General features: G+C 71.5%; 9 protein-coding genes. All 9 read right to left on the reverse strand.

What is annotated here, in order from left to right:
- Positions 1 to 18 precede the first annotated feature (18 nt).
- Positions 19 to 4,632 (reverse strand): translocation/assembly module TamB domain-containing protein, encoded by a 4,614-nt coding sequence (locus ACESMR_RS12430; protein ID WP_373047396.1) that lies wholly within the window; start codon positions 4,630 to 4,632, stop codon positions 19 to 21.
- Positions 4,632 to 6,590, reverse strand: a complete 1,959-nt coding sequence (locus ACESMR_RS12435; RefSeq protein WP_373047397.1) for an autotransporter assembly complex protein TamA — start codon at positions 6,588 to 6,590, stop codon at positions 4,632 to 4,634. The genes ACESMR_RS12430 and ACESMR_RS12435 overlap by 1 nt, the downstream gene beginning before the upstream one ends.
- Before the next feature lie 152 nt (positions 6,591 to 6,742).
- On the reverse strand, positions 6,743 to 7,636 hold the full coding sequence (locus ACESMR_RS12440; RefSeq protein WP_373047398.1) for a hypothetical protein: 894 nt from the start codon (positions 7,634 to 7,636) through the stop codon (positions 6,743 to 6,745).
- Positions 7,637 to 7,686: 50 nt separating this feature from the next.
- Positions 7,687 to 8,175 carry a hypothetical protein gene (locus ACESMR_RS12445; RefSeq protein WP_373047399.1) on the reverse strand — a complete coding sequence of 163 codons (489 nt, stop codon included), beginning with the start codon at positions 8,173 to 8,175 and terminating at the stop codon, positions 7,687 to 7,689.
- Between the two features lie 32 nt (positions 8,176 to 8,207).
- Complete coding sequence (locus tag ACESMR_RS12450) at positions 8,208 to 12,272, reverse strand: zinc-dependent metalloprotease (RefSeq protein ID WP_373047400.1); 4,065 nt, start codon at positions 12,270 to 12,272, stop codon at positions 8,208 to 8,210.
- Between the two features lie 50 nt (positions 12,273 to 12,322).
- Positions 12,323 to 13,354: a hypothetical protein gene (locus ACESMR_RS12455; RefSeq protein ID WP_373047401.1), complete on the reverse strand. Its 1,032-nt coding sequence runs from the start codon at positions 13,352 to 13,354 to the stop codon at positions 12,323 to 12,325.
- 298 nt (positions 13,355 to 13,652) lie between these two features.
- The gene (locus ACESMR_RS12460; protein WP_373047402.1) at positions 13,653 to 19,103 is read right to left on the reverse strand and encodes an Ig-like domain-containing protein; all 5,451 of its coding nucleotides are present in this window, start codon (positions 19,101 to 19,103) and stop codon (positions 13,653 to 13,655) included.
- 37 nt (positions 19,104 to 19,140) lie between these two features.
- Positions 19,141 to 19,761, reverse strand: a complete 621-nt coding sequence (locus ACESMR_RS12465; protein ID WP_373047403.1) for a hypothetical protein — start codon at positions 19,759 to 19,761, stop codon at positions 19,141 to 19,143.
- Positions 19,762 to 19,780: 19 nt separating this feature from the next.
- Positions 19,781 to 22,369, reverse strand: coding sequence for an Ig-like domain-containing protein (locus ACESMR_RS12470; RefSeq protein ID WP_373047404.1), 2,589 nt, complete (start codon positions 22,367 to 22,369; stop codon positions 19,781 to 19,783).
- Between the last annotated feature and the right edge of the window lie 38 nt (positions 22,370 to 22,407).

A 22,407-nucleotide genomic window follows, 5' to 3' on the forward strand; every position in this document is an offset into this window, starting at 1 on the left:
TCCTGTGCGCAGCGCCTGTCAGAAGTCCCGGCTCCAGACCAGGTCGGCGCCGCCGACGTTGGCGTCACCGTAGGTCATCTCGAGGGTCCAGCGGGGCGCGAGCTGGTATTCGAGGCGCACCTCGTTGAGGTTCTTCTCGTCCTCCTCGGGGCCGCTCGTGACTTCGAAGCGACGGGCGTAGCCGAGGTAGAGCCGGTCGGAGAGGTAGCTCCCCGCCTCCAGCCTGCTGCCGTCGACGAGGGTCTCGTCGTCGCCGGCCTGGAAGGAGATCACGTCGAGGGGAAGCTTCGCCGCGATCCCCTTCTTCAGCTGCGTGGTCAGCACCGCGCCCAGCGCCGAGGCAGCGCCACCGGCGCCGGCGGCTCCCGCTGCGCCCACCCTGCCCTGGAGACGCCCCGTGGCGAGGAGCTCGGCGATCTGCGCCTCGCTGTAGGGCGGGTTGGAGCGCAGGTTGGTGGTGGGCTTCTGGACCGTGCCGCCGACGGTGACCGTGACCAGCGCATGCTGCGATTCGTGGCGCACCACCACGTCGAGCCTGGGATCGCCGGGGGCCTCCGCGCCGGTGTAGTAGACGCGGCCCCTGGCGAACTCGAAGCGCCGGCTCATCACCATCACGTGCCCCTTCTCCACCGAGATGGTGCCGGCGAATTGTGGGCTCCCGTCGAGGACCACGATGGAGAGATCGGCGCCGGCGGTGAGCTGCACGTCGGTGCCCTCGATCCGGACGGGCCGCTCCGAGGCGATCGCCAGCGCGATCGGATAACCGCCGTCGTCGCGCCGGCGCACAGCCTTCACCCTTTTGTGAATCGCGCGGAGCGGCGCCATCCCGCCGCGCACGACGACGAAGTCCGGATGGGGATCGAGCGACTGCACCGCCTTGCTCGGCGTGTCGGCGAGCTCGATCGCCGCGCGCTCGATCGCCAGGCGGGCGTCGACACCCTCGAGGCCCGCGCTGCCGGTCACCTGCGCCCGCGCGTCGAGCCAGCCCCGGACGAGATCGTCGGTGGTGAGGGCGAAGCGCTTCGAGTCGAGCTGCAGATCGATCGCGTAGGGCTCGCCCGGCCCGCCACGGGTCGCGGCGCCGCTGGCGGTGATGGTCCCGCCTGCCTCGGCGCTCATCCGGCGGAGGCGGATCACCTCGGGCCGCAGCTCGACTTCGAGGGCGATCTCGCGGACGTCGCCGTAGCCGGTGTAGCCGAAGCGCCCGTCGCGCAGCGCGAGCGCGCCCTCGAACGTGGGAAGCGGGAGCTTGCCGACGACCTGCACCGTGCCGTCGAGCTTTCCTTCCGCCTGCCGCAGATCGGGCGAGAGCCCCTCGAGGAAGGCCAGGTCGAGGGCGGTGGCCTTGAAGGCGAGATCGAGCGGCGCCTCCGCCAGGGCGGCGAGGCTGCCGCCGGCGACGGCGGGGATCGCGAGATCGACGGGCCAGGCGCCGCGGAGCGACGCCTCCCCGCCGGAGGCGCCGCGCAATGCGACGGCTGCCCCGAGTTTGCGCCCTTCGTAGGAAGCGTCGAGGGCCACCTCGCCGAAGGCGACGCCGCCGAGGGCGAGATCCGCCACCTGCGCATCGAGATCGATCCGCGGCGCGCCGGTGGTCCCGGCGAGGCGGAGGGTGCCCTCCACGGTGCCGGCGGTCTCGCCCCGGAAGCCGAAGGCCCAGGCCGCCGCCGCCAGCTCCAGCGAGCGGGCAGCGACCTCGCCGCGGAGCGCCGTGTGCCGCAGCGCCTCGGGATCGCCGAGCTGCTCCAGCGCTGCGGCGACGCCGAGGGATCCCGCGAGGAAACGCTTGCCGAGGATCTTCGAATCGACGCGCAGCTCGGTGCCGCCATCCTGCGCCGCGAGCACGAGCGTTGCGTCGAGGGGGCCGACCTCGCCGTTCCAGGCGTCGACGAGCTGCAGCGTGGCGGTGCCGCGGGGCGCGCGGATCGATCCGGTGAGCGCCGCGTCGACGTCGACGCTGCCCCGCAGGGCCAGGGGATCGGCGCCACCAGCTGCTGCGAGCCGCGCGAGCTCCAGCCCCTTCGCCTGCACCCGGCCCTGCAGCGGCGCGGCGAGGAGGGCCTCGGGATGGCGGCGGAGCGCTGCTGGCGAGAGGGCGAAGGTGACGGCGCCTTCCACCGTGCCCGCCCCGCCTGCAGCGTCGGCCTCGATCCGAATCTCCTCGCCGAGGACGGCGCCGATCCGGGCTGCGGTGAGCTCGACCCCACGGGCGGCGAGCGCACTGCCCCGGATCTCCACCGTGCCCCGCGGATCGTCGAGGCTGCCCTCGAGCGACAGCTCGGCGGCGACGCTGCCGGCGAGGGCCTCGTCCAATGCCAGCAGCCTCACCAGCTCGGCGAGATCGAGGCCGGTGAGTCGGCCGTCTAAGCCGAAGCGGCCCCGGGGCGCGATCGGCCAGGCGGCGGTCGCCGTCGCCTCGAGCTGCGCGCCGCCGTGGCCGCCCCGCAGCTTCGCCTCGACCGTCTTTCCGTCGAGGAGGAGCCAGGTGTCGAGCGCGATCCCCTCCACGCCGCCGAGGGCGCCGTCCGCCAGGGCGAGCTGCACCTCGCCCTTCGGCCGCCCCACGGTTCCGCCGAGTTTCGCGCTGAGCGAGGCGGTGCCGGCGAGGCCGAGCTCCGCCGGCGCGAGCGCAGGGGGAAGCCGCCCGAGATCGACGCCGGCGGCCCGCAGATCGAGGGCGAGGGCGCCGCTGGCGCGGAGGCTGCCGCTGCCGTCGATCCGGGCGCCGTGATCGCTGCGCAGCGCGAGCCCCTCCACCGTGATGCCGTCGGCGAGCACCAGGCGGGCCGGCGATGCGAGGCTCCAGGCCGCACGGGGCCAGCGCAGGTCGAGGCGGCCCACCGCCAGCTCCTGCCAAGCCCGTCGCCCCTCCACGTCGAGGTCGGCGCGGATCCGCCCGGCGACGGTCCTGCCGTCCACGGTGCCGCGGAGCCGGGTGCCGCCGAGGTGGAGATCCGCGGTGACGGCGTCGATCCGGGTGGAGCCGAGCGCCGCCCGCTCGAGGCGCAGCGAGACCTTGCCGCTGGGCTTCGTCGGCGGGCCGGCGAGGTCGACGTCGCCGTCGAGGCCGACGAGGCGGCTTCCGGCGACGGTGAGATCGGGGGATCGGATCCGGGCGACAACCGCAGGCGCCGCGAAGGGCCCTTGCACCCTGCCGTCGATCCGGGCGGCGCCGGTGATCGCCGGCAGCGCGGGCAGCTCCGCGCCTGCACCTGCGGCGATGCGCTCCACCTCGCGGAGCAGCTGGCGGGCGTTGCGCGCGTCGAGATCGAAGCGGAGATCGGCCCGCTCCGCGCCGCTCCAGCCGCTGGCCTCGAGGCTGCCGCCGGCGAGGGTCGCGGAGAGGGAGCGGAACTCGAGGCGCTCCTCGCGGAAGCTGCCGGCGATCCGGATCGGCCCGGCGCGCCCCCCGCCGAGCTCCACCGCCGGCAGCTCGATGGTGCCGTCTGCCTGGTCGAGGCCGGCGCCCTCGAGGGCGAGGCCGAGATCGATCGCACCTGCAGGCGCGCGGGCGTCGAAGCCGTGGGGATCGAGGGCGGCGCCGCGCAGATCGAGGCGCCAGGTGCCGGCGACGGGCTGGAGCTCCGCGTCGATCCGCAGGTGGCGTGGCGCCGGTGGCGCATCGGGATCACCGGCAACGGGCCGATCGGACGCGGGCAAGGCATCTTTCGCGTCGGCTCGGGCGATAGCGTCGTCGGGCGGCGGCGCCGGCGCACCGGGCGCCTCCTGCACCACCTCGAGCTTCGTGGCCAGGGTGCCGCTCGCGAAGCGCGCGCTGCCTTCGAGGCGCAGCGGCACCGTCGGCGACCAGCCCGCCACCAGGCCCGGCACGTCGGCGGGCAGCAGGCGCATCTGCAGCGAGGGGATCTCCGCCGCGAGCGAATCGAGGGCGGCGTTGCCGTGGAAGGCGATGGTCGATCCGCCGATCCGCCCCTCGAGGCGCCGCACCTGCAGCGACCGGTAGCCGCCTCCGAGGGTGGCGCCGATCTCCACCGCGGCGGGCCCCTGGACCGGCGCGTGCAGCCGCGCCGTTAGCGAGCCATCGGCCCGGACGCCGTCCGCATCGACGCGGCCCCGCAGCTCGAGGGAGAGCCCGTCGAGATCGACCTGCGGCGGTGCGCCAACGGTGCGGACCACCAGCGCGCTCCGCTCGATCGCGATCCGGTCGACGAGGATCTCCCAGCCGCCGCCGCCTTCGTCACCCGCATCGCGAGCAGGCGGCGCTGGGTCGCGGGGCTGGAAGGCCCTGGCGATCCCGGGGAGCCCGCCGTCCGCAGGCGACTCCACCAGCACCCGCGCCTCCTCGAGGAGCGCGTCGTGGATCCGCACCCGCCCCTGGAGCAGCGCCGCCGTGATCGCCGGCGCCACGTAGAGCGAGCCCGCCTCCACCGCCGGCTCGGCCGCCCCGGGCGCCCAGATCCGCACGCCCTCGAGGCGGACGCCGTCGAGGCCCAGCGCTGCCCGCTCGAGGGCCACGCGCCCGGCGATCCGCGGGTTGACCTGCGCCACCACCCGCGCGGCGAGCCAGCGTTGGCCCCCGTCGGTGGAGAAGATCAGCGCCGCCGCCCCGAGGAGGAGCAACGGCACGCCCACGAGGAGGAGCGCCGCTCCGATCAGCAGCCGGCGCCGCATCAGAACGCCTCCCCGATCGAGAAGTGGATCGCGAAGGGATCCTCCTCGACGGCGACGTCGCTGCAGGCGCCGTCCTCCACGAGGCAGGGCAGGTTCTTCACCGCCAGCCAGCCCACGTCGAGGCGCACGGGACCGAACGGCGTCTTGTAGCGGATGCCGGCGCCGACGCCGACGTTGGGGCGCAGGAGCTCGCCGGCGTCGGTGAAGGCGTCGCGGGCCACGTTGCCCGCGTCGACGAAGAGCGCCATGCCGAGGTCGCCGACCAGCGGCACGCGGAGCTCCGCCGATCCCTCGAGGAGCGCGTCGCCGCCGATCGGCACCGTGTCCTGGGCAGCGCTCGTGCTCCGCGCCACCGGCGAGAGGCGCTGGTTGGCGAAGGCGCGCACCGAGTTCTGCCCGCCGGCGTAGAAGCGCTCCATGATCGGCGAGGACTCGCGGACGCCGGGCTCCAGCTCGTGCGGGAAGAGCAGACCGCCTTCGACCTTGAGCGCCAGCACCCAATCCCACGGCATCGGCTGGTACCAGCGCACCTCGCCCAGCACCCGATCGTAATTCGACTCGCTGCCGAGCCAGCTGCGCCCCTGCTGCACCGAGAGCGCCGTATACCAGCCGGAGGTGGTCTCGATCGGGTTGTCGCGGCGATCCCAGGCGAGGCGCTCCTCCACGTAGGCGAGCACACAATCGCCCTGCTCCAGCTGGCAATTGCCGCTCTCGCCGGAGCTCTCCACGCCCTCGTTCTGCTCCAGCCAGAAGCGCTGCACGTTGTAGCTCGGCGTGAAGGTGAGCGAGCGGTGCAGGCGGATCGGGAAACCGACGCGGCCCTTCACCGCGTCGAAGGTGTAGGCGAATTCGAGGTCGTGCTCGTATTCGAGGCGCAGGTTGGCGTCGAGGCGCCGGATCAGATCGGGCTGGGTGAAGTCGAGGGCGCTCTCACCCACCACGCCCTGCTCCACGATCTCCGCCGCCTCGCCGGTGAGGAGCGCGTAGCCGATCTCGTTCTCGAAGCGCAGCGTGCGCAGCCCGCCGAGGAAGTTGCGGTGCGCGTAGTCCCCGGTGGCGCGCATGGTCACGCCGCTGCCGTCGATGCCGGCGCCGACACCGGCCCGCACCGTCTGGAAGGGCGCCTCGCGCACCGCCACCATCACCGGCACGGTGCCGTTCTCGGGGTTGGTCGGCCCGCGGCTCACCCGCACCGCGCCGAAGACGCCCATCGAGAGGAGGTTCGCCTCCGCCTCGGCGAGGCGCGCGTCGGAATAGCGGCTCCCCTCGGGGATGTCGCGGCGCACCGACTCGAGGATCGTCTTGCGGGGGATCTCCACGCCGCCGGTGATCACCGTCCTGCCGAAGGCGAGGCGCTGCCCCGGCTCGACCTGCGCCACGGCGGCGGCCTTGCGGGCGTCGACGTCGACCTGCACCGATCCGGCGACCTCGACGTCGCCGTAGCCCTGGTCGCGGAGCCGCTGCGCGAGTTCCCTGCGGGTGGCGTCCCAGGCCGCCTCGGTGATCCGCGCGCCCTTACGCAGCGGCAGCGGCCTGGCGAGCACCGCCTGCCTCACCGGCTGCGGCAGATCCTCCAGCCCCTGGACCTCGACCCTCTCGACGAGGGAGGCGGGCCCCTCCTCCACCACGAAGGTGACGCGGGCCTCGCCGTCGCCGCGGCGCACCCGGCTCTTCACCCGCGCCTCGTAGAAGCCGTTGGCCTGGTAGTAGCGAAGGAGGCGGCGGCGATCCCCGGTCAGGGTGCCGGCGTCGTAGTAGCGGGGGTCGGCCCAGGGCCAGATCGGCGTCTCGCTCAGGGCGAGGCGCTCCTCGATCTCCGCGTCCGAGAGGGTCGCGTTCCCCTCGAACTCCATCTCTTCGAGCACCTCGCGGCCCGGCTCCACGTGGGCACAGCCGGCGAAGGCCCCCACGCAGAGAGCGACCAAGACGAGCTGTCGCAGACCGACGACCACGGACACCCGGCACTCCTACCACACCGCCCTGGCTGCCGCGCCCGGGAGAGCGCGGCGACAAGGAGACCGAGAAGTGCCGGAGATTATTCGACCGGTCGTGACCCGGCCCCTGCTGCACGCCGACGGCCCGCCAGGGGGGCAGGCCGGCGAGCAGCCGTTCAGGCGAGCGGGTCGTCGGGGTCGAAGATCACCTTGTTGCGGGGCGGCAGCCTGTCGCCGAGCAGCAGCGTGAGGTGCTCCCGCTCCCAGGCGATCGCCTTCCCGTAGTCGGGGTAGGCCCGCTCCAACCGGCGGAACTCCGGGGTGTGGGAGACGCGCCTGCCGCCGATCATCTTCGGGGGCTCGGCCTGGTGGAGCATCTCGTGGAAGACCACGAAGGCCACGAAGAATTCGGGGACCACCTCCCGGTCGAGCGAGGGGTGGATCTTGATCACCCGCGCGTCGTGGAAGTAGGTGCCCATCTTGATCGAGCGGCGCCTGCGGCCCGGCGCCTCGCGGCCCCAGCCGATCCGCGCGTCGATCCGCCCGCCGAACCAGCGGTGGTTGAGCTCGTCGAAGATCGCCTGGAGGTCGTGGACCGCGCCGATGGGATCGAGGCTGCGGACCTGCCGCTCGACCCGGCTACGCCGGACCAGATCCTCGTTCGCCCGCACGAAGGCGTCGATCACCGAGCCGGCGGATCGCTTCCCGCGGGCGGCGTAGTCGGCGAGGGCATCCACCACGACCGGCGGCGCCTCGAGGAACATCTGGTGGACCCGGAAGGCGACCTGCCCCCGCGTGCGCCGGAACGACACCATCGTCGAGGTGTTGTCGGTCACGGTGAGACGCACCCGCTCCGCGAGGAGGAGGGAGAGCCTGTCGGCGAGCTGCGAGGCGCCGTCGAGCAGCCGGAGGCGCTCTGCATCGAGCGCCTCCCTGGCAGCCGAGCGCGCGGCATTGCGTGCCGCGCCGCGCTCGGGCGCTGCCTGGATGGCTGCTGCAGAGGGCCGCCGGGCTCTCGTCGCGCGATTCGCGAGCGTTGGTGCTAGCTGACGACCGGTTGGAGAAGCCATGGACGCGGCGAATCGTAAGCGGATCGGTCGGAGCCGCTCAAGAGGCGCCGCTATCGATCCTTCGATCGGGCCCGCGGGAGGCTGTGGAGTAGCTCCGCACACGAGCTGGCAGCCTGGCCGTCGCCAGCCTGCCCGGTCGCTTCCAGGGCCTTGATCAGGCCGGGGACCGCGTTCGCCTCTTCGACGCCGCCCTGGAGGAGCCGGCGCCAGGAATCCCGGGCCCGGACCGGATCCCGGGACTGCAGCGCCTGCTGCGCCTGGTGGAGGCGGAACTCCCTGGCGAGCGGGCTCGCCGCCTTCTTCCTGCCCCCGTAGCAATCCCGCCGCAGCTTCGCGATCGCGGCGGGGCCCAGCTGCGCGTCCTCCTTCTCGGCCCGGGAACGGGACGTCGCGGACGGCGTCCCGACCCGGGCCTCTTCTGCTGCGGGGGCAGCGCTCTCCGGAAGAGCCTGCTTCGCTTCCGCCGTCTCGCGCTCCTCCGCCAGCACCGGCATGGCCAGCAAGACGATCGAGGCGAGGGCGAACGAGAAGCGAACCATGCGATGCCTCCGGAGAGCCCGAAGCTATCCCATCAACCGCCGTATTCGAAGACGCTCTGGAAGAGCCGGAAGTCGTTGATGAACTCCAGCTTGTCGTTGAGCATCTGCTCTTCGTAGCGGAACTCGTTGAGCGCGTCGTAGTACGCGCCGCGGAGCTCGTCGTCGTCCGGCGCCGCCTGGAGCGCGTTCGCCGCCTCGTCCAGCGCGATCTTCGCCGGCACCCACGCCTCGTCGTGGCGGGCCTTCGCCGCCTTCACCAGCTCGTAGCCGAAACCGTTGCCGTCTACCGTGTTGGCGGCGCGGTAGGTGTAGTGCGTGTTGGGATCGGTGACCTCGACATAGACGTCCGGATCCCCGTAGTCGATGGGGCCGAAGTCGATGTCGTCCTGCGAGCCCTTGAGCGAGACCTTGAAGTAGTTCCGGAAGTCCATCGTGTTGTCGACGGTGGAGTTCAGGAAGGCCATGCCGTAGAGCGCGGCGTACCACCGCAACTGGTAGGTCATCCGCGGCACCAGGACCGGCGTCTCGTCGCTCCCGGTGCGGGGCAGGCCCCACGTCGCCGGATCGATCACCTTCGCCGGCTCGTAGGCGAGCTTGTTGCCGCCGAGATCCCTCACCTTGCCGCCGAAGCGCTTGTGGTCGTCGAGGATGATGCCGCCCATCAGGCCGAGCATCTCGTCCTTGAAGATCCGGTAGTAGTTGATGCTGTAGTTGCTCGAGTCGGCGGAGTCGACCCGGTAGAAGCGCGCCTGCGAATCGGCGAGCGCTCCCAGCGCGATCATCTTCTCGTAGTACGCGCCGATCCGCTTGAAGGTGTAGTGGTAGTCGTCGGTGAACTCGAGCCAGAACGGCCGGCCCTCGCCGAAGGGCACGTCCACCGGGCGCTTGATCGAGTTGCCGCAAGGCCTGCCCTGGGGATCCTCCGAGCCGTAGTACGCCGGCTGGTAGGTGTTGTTGGAGGGGCAGTAGACGTGCCGGCCCGGCTCGGGCGTCTGGATCACCTCGGCGAGGTGGTTGAGGCCGTTCACCGCCGCAGCGGCGAGGTCCCTTCCGAAGTCGGTGTTGCCGTAGTAGGCGCCATAGAAGAAGTAGTACTGGAAGGCCACCGTGTAGTGGTCGAAGACCCGGCTCGAGATCCGGTTCAGGTAGCCGTTCGGATTCCAGTTGAAGCGGTCGCGCTTGAACGCCCAGAACGGATAGTAGTTCCGGAAGCTGTCGATCGCGCTCTGCACGATCTCCTGCTGGTTCGCGCCCTCGTCCCAGCGCTTGCAGTCGAGGCTCCACGCGGCGAATTCGTCCGAGCAGAATTTGTAGGGCACTTCCCGCGACTGCGCGTAGTCGCAGTTGGCGGTGCAGCGCAGCTGCGAATCGAAGACCGGCAGGTTCTGCGCCCGGTGGCGCATCGCGTCCGCCTCGCTGCGGACCAGCTCGCTCCACGGCGCGAGCTTGCGGCGAGCGATGTTCTCGGTTGTGCCGAGGATCTCGGGGATCTTCGTGTAGTCGTTGAGGAAGAGCGTCGAGGCGAGGAAGGGCGGGACCTCGACGTCGTCCTCGAAGACCTCCACCAGCTGGCCGTAGCCGAAGGCGATCGCCGCCTTGTCGTATTTGCCGAGGCCGAGGAAGTCGGAGTTGAACTTGGCGCCGTAGTCCATGATCGACGCCTGCTTGAGCTCGCTGCCACGGAGGCATTCGAGGGTCGAGACGCCGATGCTCCACTCCTGCGCCTTGGCGAGGCAGGCATCGATCCGCGCCACCTCCTCCGCGTCGACCAGGCTCCGCGCCTGCGCCGGATCGCTGGGCAGGGTGGCGTAGCGCCAATAATCGTCGTCGTAGTTGAGGGCATCGGTGCTGCCGTTGAAGTTGTGGCGCAGGCCCACGGTGTGGCCGACCTCGTGGAGCATCACGCCGACGAAGATCTTCTCGCGCAGATCCCGGTAGATCTCGTCGCGGGTCTTGCCGGCAGCGTCGTACTCCATGGCGAGGCCGATGATCGAGGCGTCGACGAAATCGGCCATCAGCGCGCAATGCTTCGAGGTGAAACGGGCGATGCGCGCCTCCCGCTGATCCTTCGCCTTCTTCGAGAAGAGGCTGGCGGGGGAGTATTTCGAGAGCTCCTCCTCCGAGAGCTCCATCCCCGGCCGCCAGCCCGGCACGTAGGCAGCGAGCAGGTCGTCGTCCATGAAGATCTCGCGCTCCCAGGAGGTGCCCTTGATCCTGTCGAGTCGCGCGTCGTAGTGGTCCGCGGGAATCGGCACGAGCCGGCCCTGCGGCATCCGGTCGAAGATCGCCGCCTTCTCGTTCATCCGATCGAAGAACTCCTGCGGGAAGTGCTGCTCCCGGGCCTCGCGCGAGCGCTCGAGGTTGGCGGCGACGAAGCGGCGCATGTTGTCGCCGTCCATCACCTCGTCCTCGGTGATCCTGCCGGCGAGGAGCTCGACGATCTCGGTGGCCGAGTTGGCGTAGGTGTCGACGCCCGCGCCGTAGACGTAGGCGGTGCCGTTCAGCAGCTCGCCGGTGTCGGGGTCGGCGTAGGAGGGACCGAAGCCGAGGGGACCCGCGAGCTGCGGGCGGTCGACCCAGTAGATGAAGGAGTAGCGAAGATCGCCGTTCTTCTGCCAGGTGAAGCCGAGCTTCGCCTCGAGGGCGGCGCAGAGGCGCTCCTGGTTCTCGAAGTCGAGCCGCCCCATGCCCCCGATCACGTCGTCGGCGATCTTCGCCGCGTCCCGGTTGCCCGCCACGAAGGCGCGCAGGTTCTCCGGGGAGCAGCTGTTGCGCTTCACCACGAAGACGTCGGAAACCTCGGTGATCTCCTTGCCCTGCAGCGCCGCCACCGTGCGCTGGAACGCCTCGTTCCACTGCCTGCCGATCTCGTCCGCGGCGCCGTAGAGGTCCTCGGGGAAGTCGGGGTTGAGGTAGTAGACGATGGGCTTCACCTCCCGCTGCGCGTAGGGGATCGGCTGGCCGTTCGCGTCGTAACTCGTCTTCCAGATGTTCCAGCGGTTGGCGAAGTTGAGGCGGCCCGACTCGGTGTGGCCCCACTGCCGGTCGTAGGTGATCCGCTCGGTGCGGAAATACCCGAACTTGCCGAACATCTCCTCGCCGGCAGGGCGGCAGTCGTCGTAGGTGTAGCCGAACTGCTCGTAGAAGGGATCGCGGTTGAGGGCGTCGATCACGTCCTGGTTGCAGGCGATCTCGGTGTAGCTGGTGCAGCTGCCCTGGTTGTTCTGCACGGTGACGCCCGAGCAGATCGAGACCGTCTTCTTCACCGCGTCGTCGCCGTCCACCTTGCCGTCGCCGTTGACGTCGGTGGTGCCGACGAGCGGCACCATGTCGGGATAGTTCAGCGGCTCGTAGGCGGGCTTGTCGGGGTCGACCTTCACGAAGGAGGAGCGCACCTTGATCGTGGCGGCGCCGCAGTTGTAGCCGCTGCCCGTTCCCCACATGTCGTTGAACATGGCGTAGCAGGACCGGTAGTCCGGCTCGACGTGGTATTTGCCCACCACGCCGATGTACGCCTCGCCGAGCTCGAAGCGGTCCGGGTTGTCGTATTCGTGCTCCTGCACGTAGTAGTCGGCGCCGGTCACGAACGCCGTGGTGATGTAGGTGTCGAGGCCCATGGCGCTGGGAAGGATGTTCTTCGACCAGTCGACGCGGATGTAGTCGCGCTGGTACCAGGGACGATCGGTGGTGTTCTCGACGATGACGTTGGTCTGCTCGCCGGTGGCCGGGTTGTAGTCACGGACGATGTCGAAGTGGCTGGTGATCGCCCAGGCGGCAACCGGAACGAACTCGGGATCCTCGGTGTCGCCGGGCTGCTCGGCGCCTGGCACGAGGTGGTTCTTGCGATAGGCGACGAGGGCCGATTCCTGGATCTCCCAGTGGATCTTCTCGATGTCGCTCGCCAGGCCCTCGAAGATCCAGCCGGCTTCGTAGGGGACGTCGATCGCCGTCTGGCGGAAGTACCAATCCCCCTGGAATTGGCTCTTCTCCTGGTAATTGGGCTGCACCCGGTTGATGTCCCCCGCCCCATCCGCGCACGCAGCCAACGTCACTGCGCCGAGCATGGGGAGGAGCCGTCTCGTCCACGAGAACTTCATTGCCCCTCCGGCCCCCGCGCGCTCTCGCGCGGGCTTTGGTCCCTGCCGATTCAGAAAGTCGCGATCACGTCGAAATAGAAGCCCGAGTAGTTGTTCGCCGGGGTGTCCACGTCGGCGAGAAGGAAGCGGACGGACTGGTTGTCGGCGCTGAGCAGCGGCTGCGTGGTGGTGATCCCGCCGGAGAAGGCCAGTCGCGCGTTGTGCTGGTAGGAGACGTCGATGGCTGTGGTGACGATGTCCGCCGAGCGCTGCGCGCCGGTCTGCACCACCCGCTCCCCGGTGGTGTCGACCGCCTGCGAGGTGAACGCGTCGTCGGGCGCCTCGAAGCGCCAGCCGGTGGAGAGCTGCCCCACGAGCGTGGTGCTCCACTTCTCGCTGATCAGATAGGTGAGCGAGCCGTACGCGGCGATCGACCAGTTGGTGAAGTATGCGCCGCCCCTGCAGTAGTCCTCACCCGACGGGCAGGCGGTCGAGGGCGTCTCCGCATCCTCGAAGTCCTCGTCGCCGTGGGCGGGCGCCCGGTCCGTGTAGAAGTGCTTGGTGGCGAGGAAGCGGAGCTGCGGGATGAAATCGCCCGCAGGCCTGGTGAGCCGCAGCCCCAGGGTGGTGCCGGTGATCTTGCCGATCCATTGCGACGCGCTGGAGATCGGCAGCGTCGCCCGGGCCTCGCCGCCGAAGCGGATGCCGGTGGCCTCCTCCTGCCAGAGGTTGGGCGCGATGAGCCAGAGCCAGGTATCCGCCCAGTCGAAGCTGCGCCCCTCGACGTTGCCGGGATCGGTGAACTCGTAGCTCAGGTCCTGCCGCAGGATCAGGGAGGCGCCGCCGGGGATCTCCTCGATCCGGTAGGACGGCCGCAGCGAGAGCACCTCTGCAACGTAGGGGTCGTCCGAGTAGTCGCTCGTGACGAAGCTGCCGAAGCCGAGCATGGTGTCGGCGATCACCATCGCGCCCCAGCGGCTCCCGCCTTCGTCGTGCTCGACGACGACACCGGTGCTGGTCGGCGACTGTGCGGCGGCAACGTACGGCGTGCCGACGAGGGCGAGCGCTGCCGTGAAGGCCAGGGCCGAAATGGACAGCTTCATGCGGAGGACTCCCGTGGCCTGACAGGTCCGCGCGCGCTACGACGCTGCTACCCACATCCCGCTGCTGCTTCGACTTCGCCGTCAACCTGGCTGCGCGCTCGCGGCAGATTGGATCCCCAGCCTGAAACAGCGCGCCCTCGACCGTCAAGACGCGCGCGGCCGTGCAACGGAGCGCCACACCCCAGCGTGCCGCGCTGGCCCACGGTCCGTGCCGGAACGTTCCGCCGGCGCACGAAAAGCGAAGGCCCGCACGGGCGCAACCCGGCGGGCCTTCGCTTTGTTCGCTACGAGGCGCCGGTCAGGGAGCGATCGTGAAGATCGTCGAGACGACGTCGCTGGCGTTGCCAGCCCAATCCGTCACCCCAGCCGTCACCTGCAGCTCGTACGTGGCGCCGGCGGTGAGCGCCTCCACCGGGTGGAAGGTCACCACGCTCGGGTCCGCGGGGTCGATCTCCATGCAGCCGAAGACCTCGCTGCCGGCAGCGGTATCCACCAGCCGGACGGTGCCGGCGCCGGTGGTGCTCGAGGGGACGAGGGTCGCGGGATCGATCGCCCTGCCGAAGTCCGCCACCAGCGACGTGCCGACGGCGACGGTGCTGCCGGTCGCCGGCGAGAGGGCCACCGCCACCGGGCCGCTCACCACCGTGAAGGTGGAGGTGGCGATCGGCAGGGCGTTGCCTGCGGCGTCGGTGGGGCCGTCGAGCCGCGCCGTGCAGGAGGCAGCGGCGAGCAGCGGCGCCGCTGGGTCGAAGGCCGCGCTCCTGCCGTCCGCTGCCACGGTGATCACGCCGGCGACGGGAGCGCCGTCGCAGGTGAGCGTGAAGGTGGCGGCGTTGATCGAGTCGGGATCCATCTGCTCGGAGAAGCTCGCGGCGAGCACCGCGTCGCCGAGGACGCCGACAGCGCCGTTCGCCGGCACCATCCCGCTCGACGCTGGCGCGATCCCCTCCACCGTGAAGGAGAAGGCGGTGGCGTTCAGCGAGTTGCGGGCCGCGTCCGAGATCTCCCGGTCGAGGGTGACGGTGTAGCTCCTGCCGTTGCGCAGGAAGCTGTCCGGCTGCATCTCGACCGAGGTCGAGGAGAGCGCCCGGAACGAGGCGGTGATCCGGTTGCCCAGATCGTCCACCAGGTGCGCCGAGGCGTTCGCGGCGTCGCTGCCCGCGGTGAACGACGCCATGTTCATCGCCTCGGAGAAATTGAGGACGATCGCCCTGCCGCCACCTGCCAGCACGCCGCCGTTGCCCGGCGTCGAGGAGGAGAGCGAGGGGCTGTTGGGATCGTTGCCGTTGGAGGTGGAGAAGCTGCCGACGAAGGCGTCGCCGGCGATGCCACCCAGCGGCAGCGGGCTCGCCGCGGGCATCGGGTTGCCGCGGTGGTCGCGGAGGCCGGTGGTGACGTGGATCTCGTGGGTGGTATTGCCGAGGAGCTCCACCGAGGGGATGAAGGCGACGCCGCGGTAGTCCTCGCGGGGCGCGGTGAGGCCAGGCACCCGGTTGCCGCCCGCGGTGACGAAGAGCGTCGCCGGCGAGAGGCTGGGCGGGTGGATGGCGCGGGAGAGCTCCGCCACCACGATCGAATTGACTGCGTTGGAACCACCCTGCGGCACCGAGACCAGCAGCTGCGTCGCAGGCGAGGTGCTGAAGCGCCAGGAGACGTCGCTCTCCAGGTAGTTGCCATCGAGATCGGTGGGACCGGTCATGCCGCCATGGGCGCGCAACTCCCAGGTCGCCGCGTAGCCGAGCAGCGCGTCGGGCGTGAGCAGCGCGGTGCGGCCGTCGGCGGCGAGGGTCACGGTGGCAGGCACCTGCACGTCGCCGGGCAGGGCGTGGAGCATCACCGACGCGCCGTGGATCGTGGCGGGGTTCATCGGCGCGGCGAAGGTGATGGCGAAGCTGGCGTCGATCGGCACCTCGATCGCCCCGGCGAGGGAAGCGACGGTGACCACGTCGTTGGCGGCGGTGACCGCCTCGATCAGCGGCGGGGCGCCGGTGGTGAACGACCAGGTGTGGCCGCCGACCAGCGGGCCGGCGCTCGTCTGGATCGTGCTCACCAGGGTGACGCTGTAACCCTGCTCGTAGAGGAGCGTGCGCAGGTCCTCGTGGCAATCCCAGGCGCCTGCGTCCGGGAGGAAGCAGACCTCGTTCGCCGTGTCGGTGGCGGGATTGGCGTCGATCAGGGCGAAGGTGATCGGGTCGACCACGTTGAAGTCGAAGCCAGCCACCGGCACCGCCTGCGTCCTGCCGAAGGCGTCGACGAAGGTGAGGGCGAAGGAGGTGGAGTCGACCGTCGACTCGATCACCGACGCGTTGAAGATGGCGCAGATCGGCGTGCCGATGTCGACGTCCGCGGCGCCGGCAGCGGGCCTGGTGCCGAAGACCAGGTTGTTCGAGCCGGTGGCGAAGTCGAAGACGTAGTCGAGGAGGAGCTCGCCGCCTGCGCCGGTGAGCACCCCGGTGGCGCCGCCACGCACCGTCACCCGGTAGGGCGTGAGCGGCGCGAGCTGCCCGGCGTTGGGGCCGAGCGGATCGGAGATGGCGAACCAGCCGGTCTTGTCCTGCCCGTCGTAGGAGACGAGCGTGATGTCGACCGGCCGGGGGTTGGCGGGATCGGTGACGTCCTCGATCCGGACCACGCCTGCGTTCACGGCGGGATCGATGCTGTTCTGGAGCACGTCGAGGTTGAAGGTGATCGACAGGCCGGTGGTGATCGGCACCAGCTGCGCGCCATCGCCGGGGGCCGTGGAGACCACCTGCAGCCGGGGCACGGGCACCACGTCGAAGTGCCAACTCACGTCCTGCGCGAGGCAGCCGCGGTCCGAGGTGGCGATCGCCGAGCAGATCGCGGTGGTCAGGGTCACCCGGATCCGGGAGGCGAGGGGCAGCTCCACCGCCGGCGTGAAGATCACCGAGGCGCCGCCGCCGTCGAAGGAGAAGCTGCCCGCCACCGGCGTCGCGCCGCCGCCGGTGACCTCCTCGACGAGGAAGCTGGCGGCGTGGACGGAGGCCGGATCGAGGACCTCGTTGAAGGTGACCACGACGGCCGCGTCGGGGGCGACGTTCATCTCGGAGGCGCCGGGGTCGGTGCTCACGATGAGCAGCTCCGGCGGATCCTCCGCGTGGAAGCTCCAGGTGAGCGTCGGGTCGGCGAGGTGGCCGTGCTCCACACCCTCGTAGAGCGTGGCGCGGTCGGAGCGGATGGCGGTGGAGAGCTGCACCTGCACGTCCTGCGACCAGCCCCACAGGCCGCCGTCCGGCGTGAAGGTGAGCTGCGTGTCGGCGCCGCGCCCCTCCGCATGCACCGCCTCGTCGGCGGCGTTGAAGGCGAGGGTGCCGGCGATGGGCAGGCCGGTGTCGGCGTCGGTGACGCGCAAGGTGGCGGCGGCGCCGTTGGTGCCGTCGTAGAGGACCACCGAGGCCTGCTCCACGCCCTCGGTCAGGGTGAGGACGAGGGGCTGGCCCCTGGCCACCTGCACGTCGCCTGCGCCGGGCATGCGGTCGCCCACGAGGAGCGCCGGCGGATCGATCAGGCGGAAGTCGATCTCGTGGCCGCCCTCGAGCCAGCCGCCCCGGTGGCCGGTGGGATTGGCGCTGCCGTCGGTGGCGCGATCGGAGCCGAGGGTGGCGGCGATGCGCACGCCGATGCGGCGGCTGTAGGGCCAGAGCACGTCGGGCCAGGCTGCGTCGGGGGCGGTGGGCCGGAAGGTGGCGGTGACGTCGACGCCGGCGAGATCGAGGTTGCCGCTCTCGTCGCCGATCCCGCCGAAGTCGAAGGTGCCGGCGATGGTGGCGCCGGAGGTCACGTCGAAGACCTCGATGCTCGAGGCGACGAGGGCCTGATCGATGCCCTCGCTGAAGGTGAGGACGACGGGCTGCGTCCGCTCGATCCCCGCGGCGCCGCCGGAGGGCAGCGTGGCCACCACCTGCAACGGCGGCGGGTCGAGGGTGTCGAAGACGAAGACGAAGCCGTTCTCCATCGGGCCGCCGCGGACCGAGGTGATCGCCGGGAGCAAGGTGACGCGGTACTGCGCCGAGTAGGCGAAGGCCAGCGCCGGCTCGAAGGTGACGTGGGCGCCGTCGACGGTGACGCTGCCCGCCACCGCGTCGCCGAAGTGGTCGGAGACGACGACGTTGTCGGCGACGGTGGTGGGATCCACCGGCTCGCCGAAGGTGAGGACGATCGGCTGCGGCGTGCCCGCGGTGGTGAGGCGGGCGATGCCGCCGGAATCGGCCGAGGGCACGTGGGCCACCAGGCCCAAGGCCGGCGGCGGCTCGGTGGTGAAGGTCCAGTCGGTGGTGCCGAGGAGGAAGCCGCCCTCGTCGGTGGCGCGCTGCGAGCGGATCCGCTCGGTGAGCGTCACCCGGTAGGTGGTGGCATAGGCCAGGTCGACGAAGGGGTCGAAGGTGGCGGTCTGCCCGTCGCCGGAGAGGGTCCAGACACCGTCCACCGCCACCGGCACAAGGGGATCGGCGACGTTCTCGACCAGCGCGCTCCCGACCGGATCGGCGGTGAAGTCGACGATCGGCTCGGAGAAGGTGATGGCGACGGCGCCCTCGATCGGCGCGCCGACGCTGCCCGCGCCGGGGATGGCGTTGATGATGCGCAGCTGCGGCGGATCGATCGTCTTCACCTCCCAGGTGATCGGCGCCGGGAGGCTGCCGCCGTCGTCGGTGGCGCGGGCCGAGCGGAGCGCCGGCGCTGCGGGCTCGATCGAGCCTGCGAGGGTGACGCGGACGAGGCGGGTGAAGCCCAGCTCGACTGCGGGATCGAAGGTGATCCGGGCGTTGCCCTCGGAGAAGGTGAGGTAGTTGGCCGGATCCTCGGGCTGCAGCGCCACCGGCGCCGCGGGATCGGTCACGTCCTCGAAGCGCACCGTCTGCGCGGTGGCGGAGGCCGGATCGAGCGGCTCGGAGAAGCGCACGCTGAAGGTGCGATCGCGGGCGAAGTCGTCGGTGCCGTCGCCGGGATCGGCGCTGATCACCGCGAGGGGTGCCGGATCGACGGTGCCGAAGGTGAGCGTGAGGTCGTGCTCGAGGTGGCCGCCGTCGTCGGTGGCGCGGGTGGATGCGAGCGCGGTGCCGAGGATGACCCGCACCTCCCGCGAGTAGCCGAAGGGCGCCGCCGGCACGAAGGTGACCACCGCGCCGTCTGAGGCGAGGTCGCCCGCGATGGCGCTGCCGCTGTCGGCGTCCTCGACCCGGAAGCTCTCCGCCGTGACGGTGGCTTCGTCGATCGGCTCGCTGAAGGTGGCGACGATCGGCGCGTCGATGGCGGCGGCGTTGGTCCCGGCCCCGGGCAGCAGCCCCACCAGCCGGAAGGCGGGCGGGTGCTCGGTGGTGAAGACCACCTCGACCCGCTGCGGCAGGGAAGCTGCCGGGACGCGCACGCGCTCGATCCCGGTGGTCACCACCAGGCGGTGGCGCACCGAATAGGCGAGGGGCGCCGCAGGCTGGAGCGTGGCGGTGAAGGTGGCGGCGTCGTAGGCGATCGCCGCGTCCACCTTCGTGCCGGCGCCTGCCGGATCGAGAGCCTCGAGGTAGACCGTGCCGGCGTTCACCGAGCCGGGCTTCACCGCCTCGCTGAAGCTCACCTGCAGCGCTGCATCGATGTGCACGCCTGTGGCCTCGCCGCCGGGCTCGAGGGCGAGCACCCGCAGCGGCTGATCGAGATTGACGGTGAACTCCTGATCGGAGCAGGCCGTGAAGGCGAGCAGCACCGCCAGGGCGGCAAGGATCGATCCGATCGAGCGCATCGCTTCCCCTCCGGCGCGGAAGGCGCCGGTCGTGAATTCAGAAGAGCAGGCGGTATCCCGCGTAGACATTGCTTCCCCCCACGTCGCCGCCGTCGCCGTTGCGCCAGGGCATCTCCATGTCGGTGACCAGGCGGACCCAGCGGAACTGGCCCACGAGATCGCCGGGACCCAGGCGCCACGCGCCGCCGGCACCGAGGTAGAGGCCGGTCGCGAGGCCCTCCCCGGGGTTCTCCTCGATGAAGCGCGAGCCGTCCCCGCGCACGTAGTTGGCGCTCGACCAGAGGAACGACATCGCGAAGCCGGCCTCGGCGAAGGGCCGCAGACCCGGGAGAAGCTCCGGCAGCGGCGGCATGTATTCGAGGCCGAGGTGGATCGGCAGCGTGTGGAGCCGCCAATCGAATTGGTAGACGCCGAGCTGCGGGTCGACCTGATCCCCGACGCCGCCCATCTGGTACCAGCCCACGTCGGCGCCGACTGCGAGCCGCCGCTCGTGGAAGGGCAGGCGGTAGCGCATCTCCAGCGCGAGGGCGCCGGTGGCGGAGACGTCCGAGACCGGCAGGAGCAGGTCGGCCTTGAGCCCGACGGCGAAGGGCTTCTCCGCCGCACCCGCTGCTGCGGGCAGGGCGATCAGGGCCACGAGAAAGAGCGCACGGAACACGTTGCCTCCCGTCATTCCGTCAGCGGAGGAGATGGATGGCGCCGGCGGCGCTGCCTGCGCCGTCTGCGTGGGGGGTCGACGCGGCGAAGTCGTGCAAGCCGTCGCCGTCGAGATCCCCCGCGGCTGCCACGGCGGCGCCGAAGTCGTCGAAGGCCTCGGGGCCGTAGCGCACGCCGTTGGCGGTGAAGCTGCCGTCCGCGCCGGCGTGGATCAGGTGGACGGCGCCGTGGATCACGCCGCCGCGGTTGCGGCCCGCCGGTGCGCCGATGGCGAGACCGCCCACCGTGCCGTCGAGGAGCGGGCCGGTGATCACCACCGCATGGCCGAAGTGTTCGTCCGCCTCCTGGCCGGTGGCGGCGAACGCCGGCTGCGCGCCTGCGCCGAGCGGCCCGGCGAAGAGCTGCGCCGCACCTGCATCTGCCGCTGCGTCGGCGTCGTGGAAGGGTGCGCCGACGAGGAGGTCGGTTGTGCCGTCGCCGTTCGCGTCGCCGACGGCGAGGGCAGCGCCGAAGAGGCTCCGGGCCTGTGCGCCGGCGAGGACGACGTCACCGCCGGCCCCGTGGATCACCACCTGCCCCGCGTCGATGGAGCCCGCCGGATCCGCGCCCGGGGCGCCCACCGCGAGGTCGGCCCTGCCGTCTCCATCGAGATCCCCGACGGCCAGCGCCGCGCCGTAGCGATCGCCGGGCAGGCCGCCGCGGCGGATCTGCGGATCGGCGAAGCCGTCCACACCTGCGGGCATCACGAAGACCGCGCCCTCGTTGAGCGTGCCATCGCCGGGCGCGCCGACGATCGCGTCGGCGACGCCGTCGCCGGTGGCATCGCCGATCGCCACCGCGGTGCCGAGCCGGTCCCGGATCACGGTGCCCGCGATCGCCGCCGCTGCTGCGGTGGCGTCGCCGTTCGCGAGCGGGCCGCCGCGGAAGAGCCAGGCGCCGCCGCGCTCGCCGTCGTGCAGGGGCCCGCCGACGAGGAGCTCCGCGGCGCCGTCGCCGTCGAGATCCCCTGCAGCGAGGCTGCTGCCGAAGCCCGCACCTGCGGGGCCCGTGAGCACGGCGAGCGGCTGCGCGAGGTCACCTGCAGCAGCGTAGATCCGCACCTCGTCCGCACCCGGGGCGCCTGCGACCAGCTCCATCGCGCCGTCGCCGTCGAGATCTGCGACGACGAGCGCGGCGCCGAGGCGATCGGCGGGCGTACCCCTGGCGACCGTGGCCTGCAGCGAGGCGGAGGCGAGCCGATCGCCGGAGAGGATCGAGTTGCCGCCGTCGTCGACGGCGACCACCGCGTAGTGGAAGGGCTCCTCGAGACCGACCTCGAGCTCCACGCTCTCCGTGGCGCCTGCAGCCTGCGGCACGAGGACGGGGCCGATCGCCTCGGCGCGGTCGAAGGCGCCGAAGTCGGCGATGGGCGAGAGGGAACGGCGCAGCTCGTAGCCGGCAGCGACGCCTTTGGCCACCCCACCCTCGGTGTCGTCCCCCGGTGCGGTGAACCGCAGCGTGAGGCGCGCGCGCCTGCTGCTCGTGGCGCCGAGATCGACGATGGGTCCGGGCGGGTTGTTGTCCGGCGTCCCTGCGGTGGTGAAGGCGAGGACGAAGGGCGCCGCCATCCGGTGCCCGTCGTCGTCCGCGATCCCCGTGCCGAAGGTGATCCGGTAGGTGACGTTGGAGACGAGCTCCTCGGCGAAGGCCACCACGATCTGCCGCGTCGCCTCGTTCCAGTCGACGCGGAAATCGGCGGGGGGCTCGACTGCGACGTTCCAGGCACCGACGCTCCCCGGCTCGAGCCGCTCGTCGGCCTGCACCACCACGTCGAGCCCGGCGACCCCCACGCCGGTCGCATCCTGCAGCGGCTGCACCGGCGAAAGGAGCGGCGCGTCGGCGGCGGTGGTGAAGCTGGCGGCGACCGACGCCGCCATCGGGATCCCCGAGACGTCGGCTGCTGCAGCGGCGATCTCCACCCGGTGCACCCGGCCCTCCCGCCACGGCGCCTTCGGGGTGAAGGTCAGGGCGGTGCAGCTCTCGTCGCAGGCGATCCGCCCCTCGACCAGCAGCGCCTCGTCCCGCACTGTGAAGGTGCGGACGTCGACCGTGGCGGGGTCCATCGGCTCGGAGAAGCGGACCACCACGGGAGCAGCCGGGTCGTAGGCCACGCCGTCGGCGCCGTCCGCCGGCTCGATCGAGACCACGGTGGGCGGCACCGCCGCGGTGCCGAAGAGATAGGAGAAATCGCTCTCCACCCCGCCGCTGCCGGCGAGCGGGACGCCGGCGAGGTCGCGGACCTGCCTGCCGATCACCACCCGGTAGCTGGCGCCCTCGCGCAGCACCGTCGATGGGGTGAAGACGACCTCGGCTCCCTCCACCCGCCGCTCACCGGCGACGGGACCGTCGGGACCGAGGAGGCGGAAGGAGGCGGCGGTGATCGACGCGGGGTCGATCGGCTCGGAGAAGGTGATCCGGACCTCCGGCAGGCGCCCCGCGTCGCCGCTCCCTGCGGCGGGCTCGGTGGCGAGGACCTGCGGCGGCTCGAGATCCGCAGCGGCCGGCTGGTATCGGTCGGCGCAAGCGGTCGCGCCCAGCACGACGAGTGCGAGCAAGCGGCGGTCTGGCATCGGCGGCTCCCCCATCCCCGAACGCACCCATGCCACCG

The organism is Vulgatibacter sp. (assembly GCF_041687135.1).
Classification (GTDB): domain Bacteria; phylum Myxococcota; class Myxococcia; order Myxococcales; family Vulgatibacteraceae; genus JAWLCN01.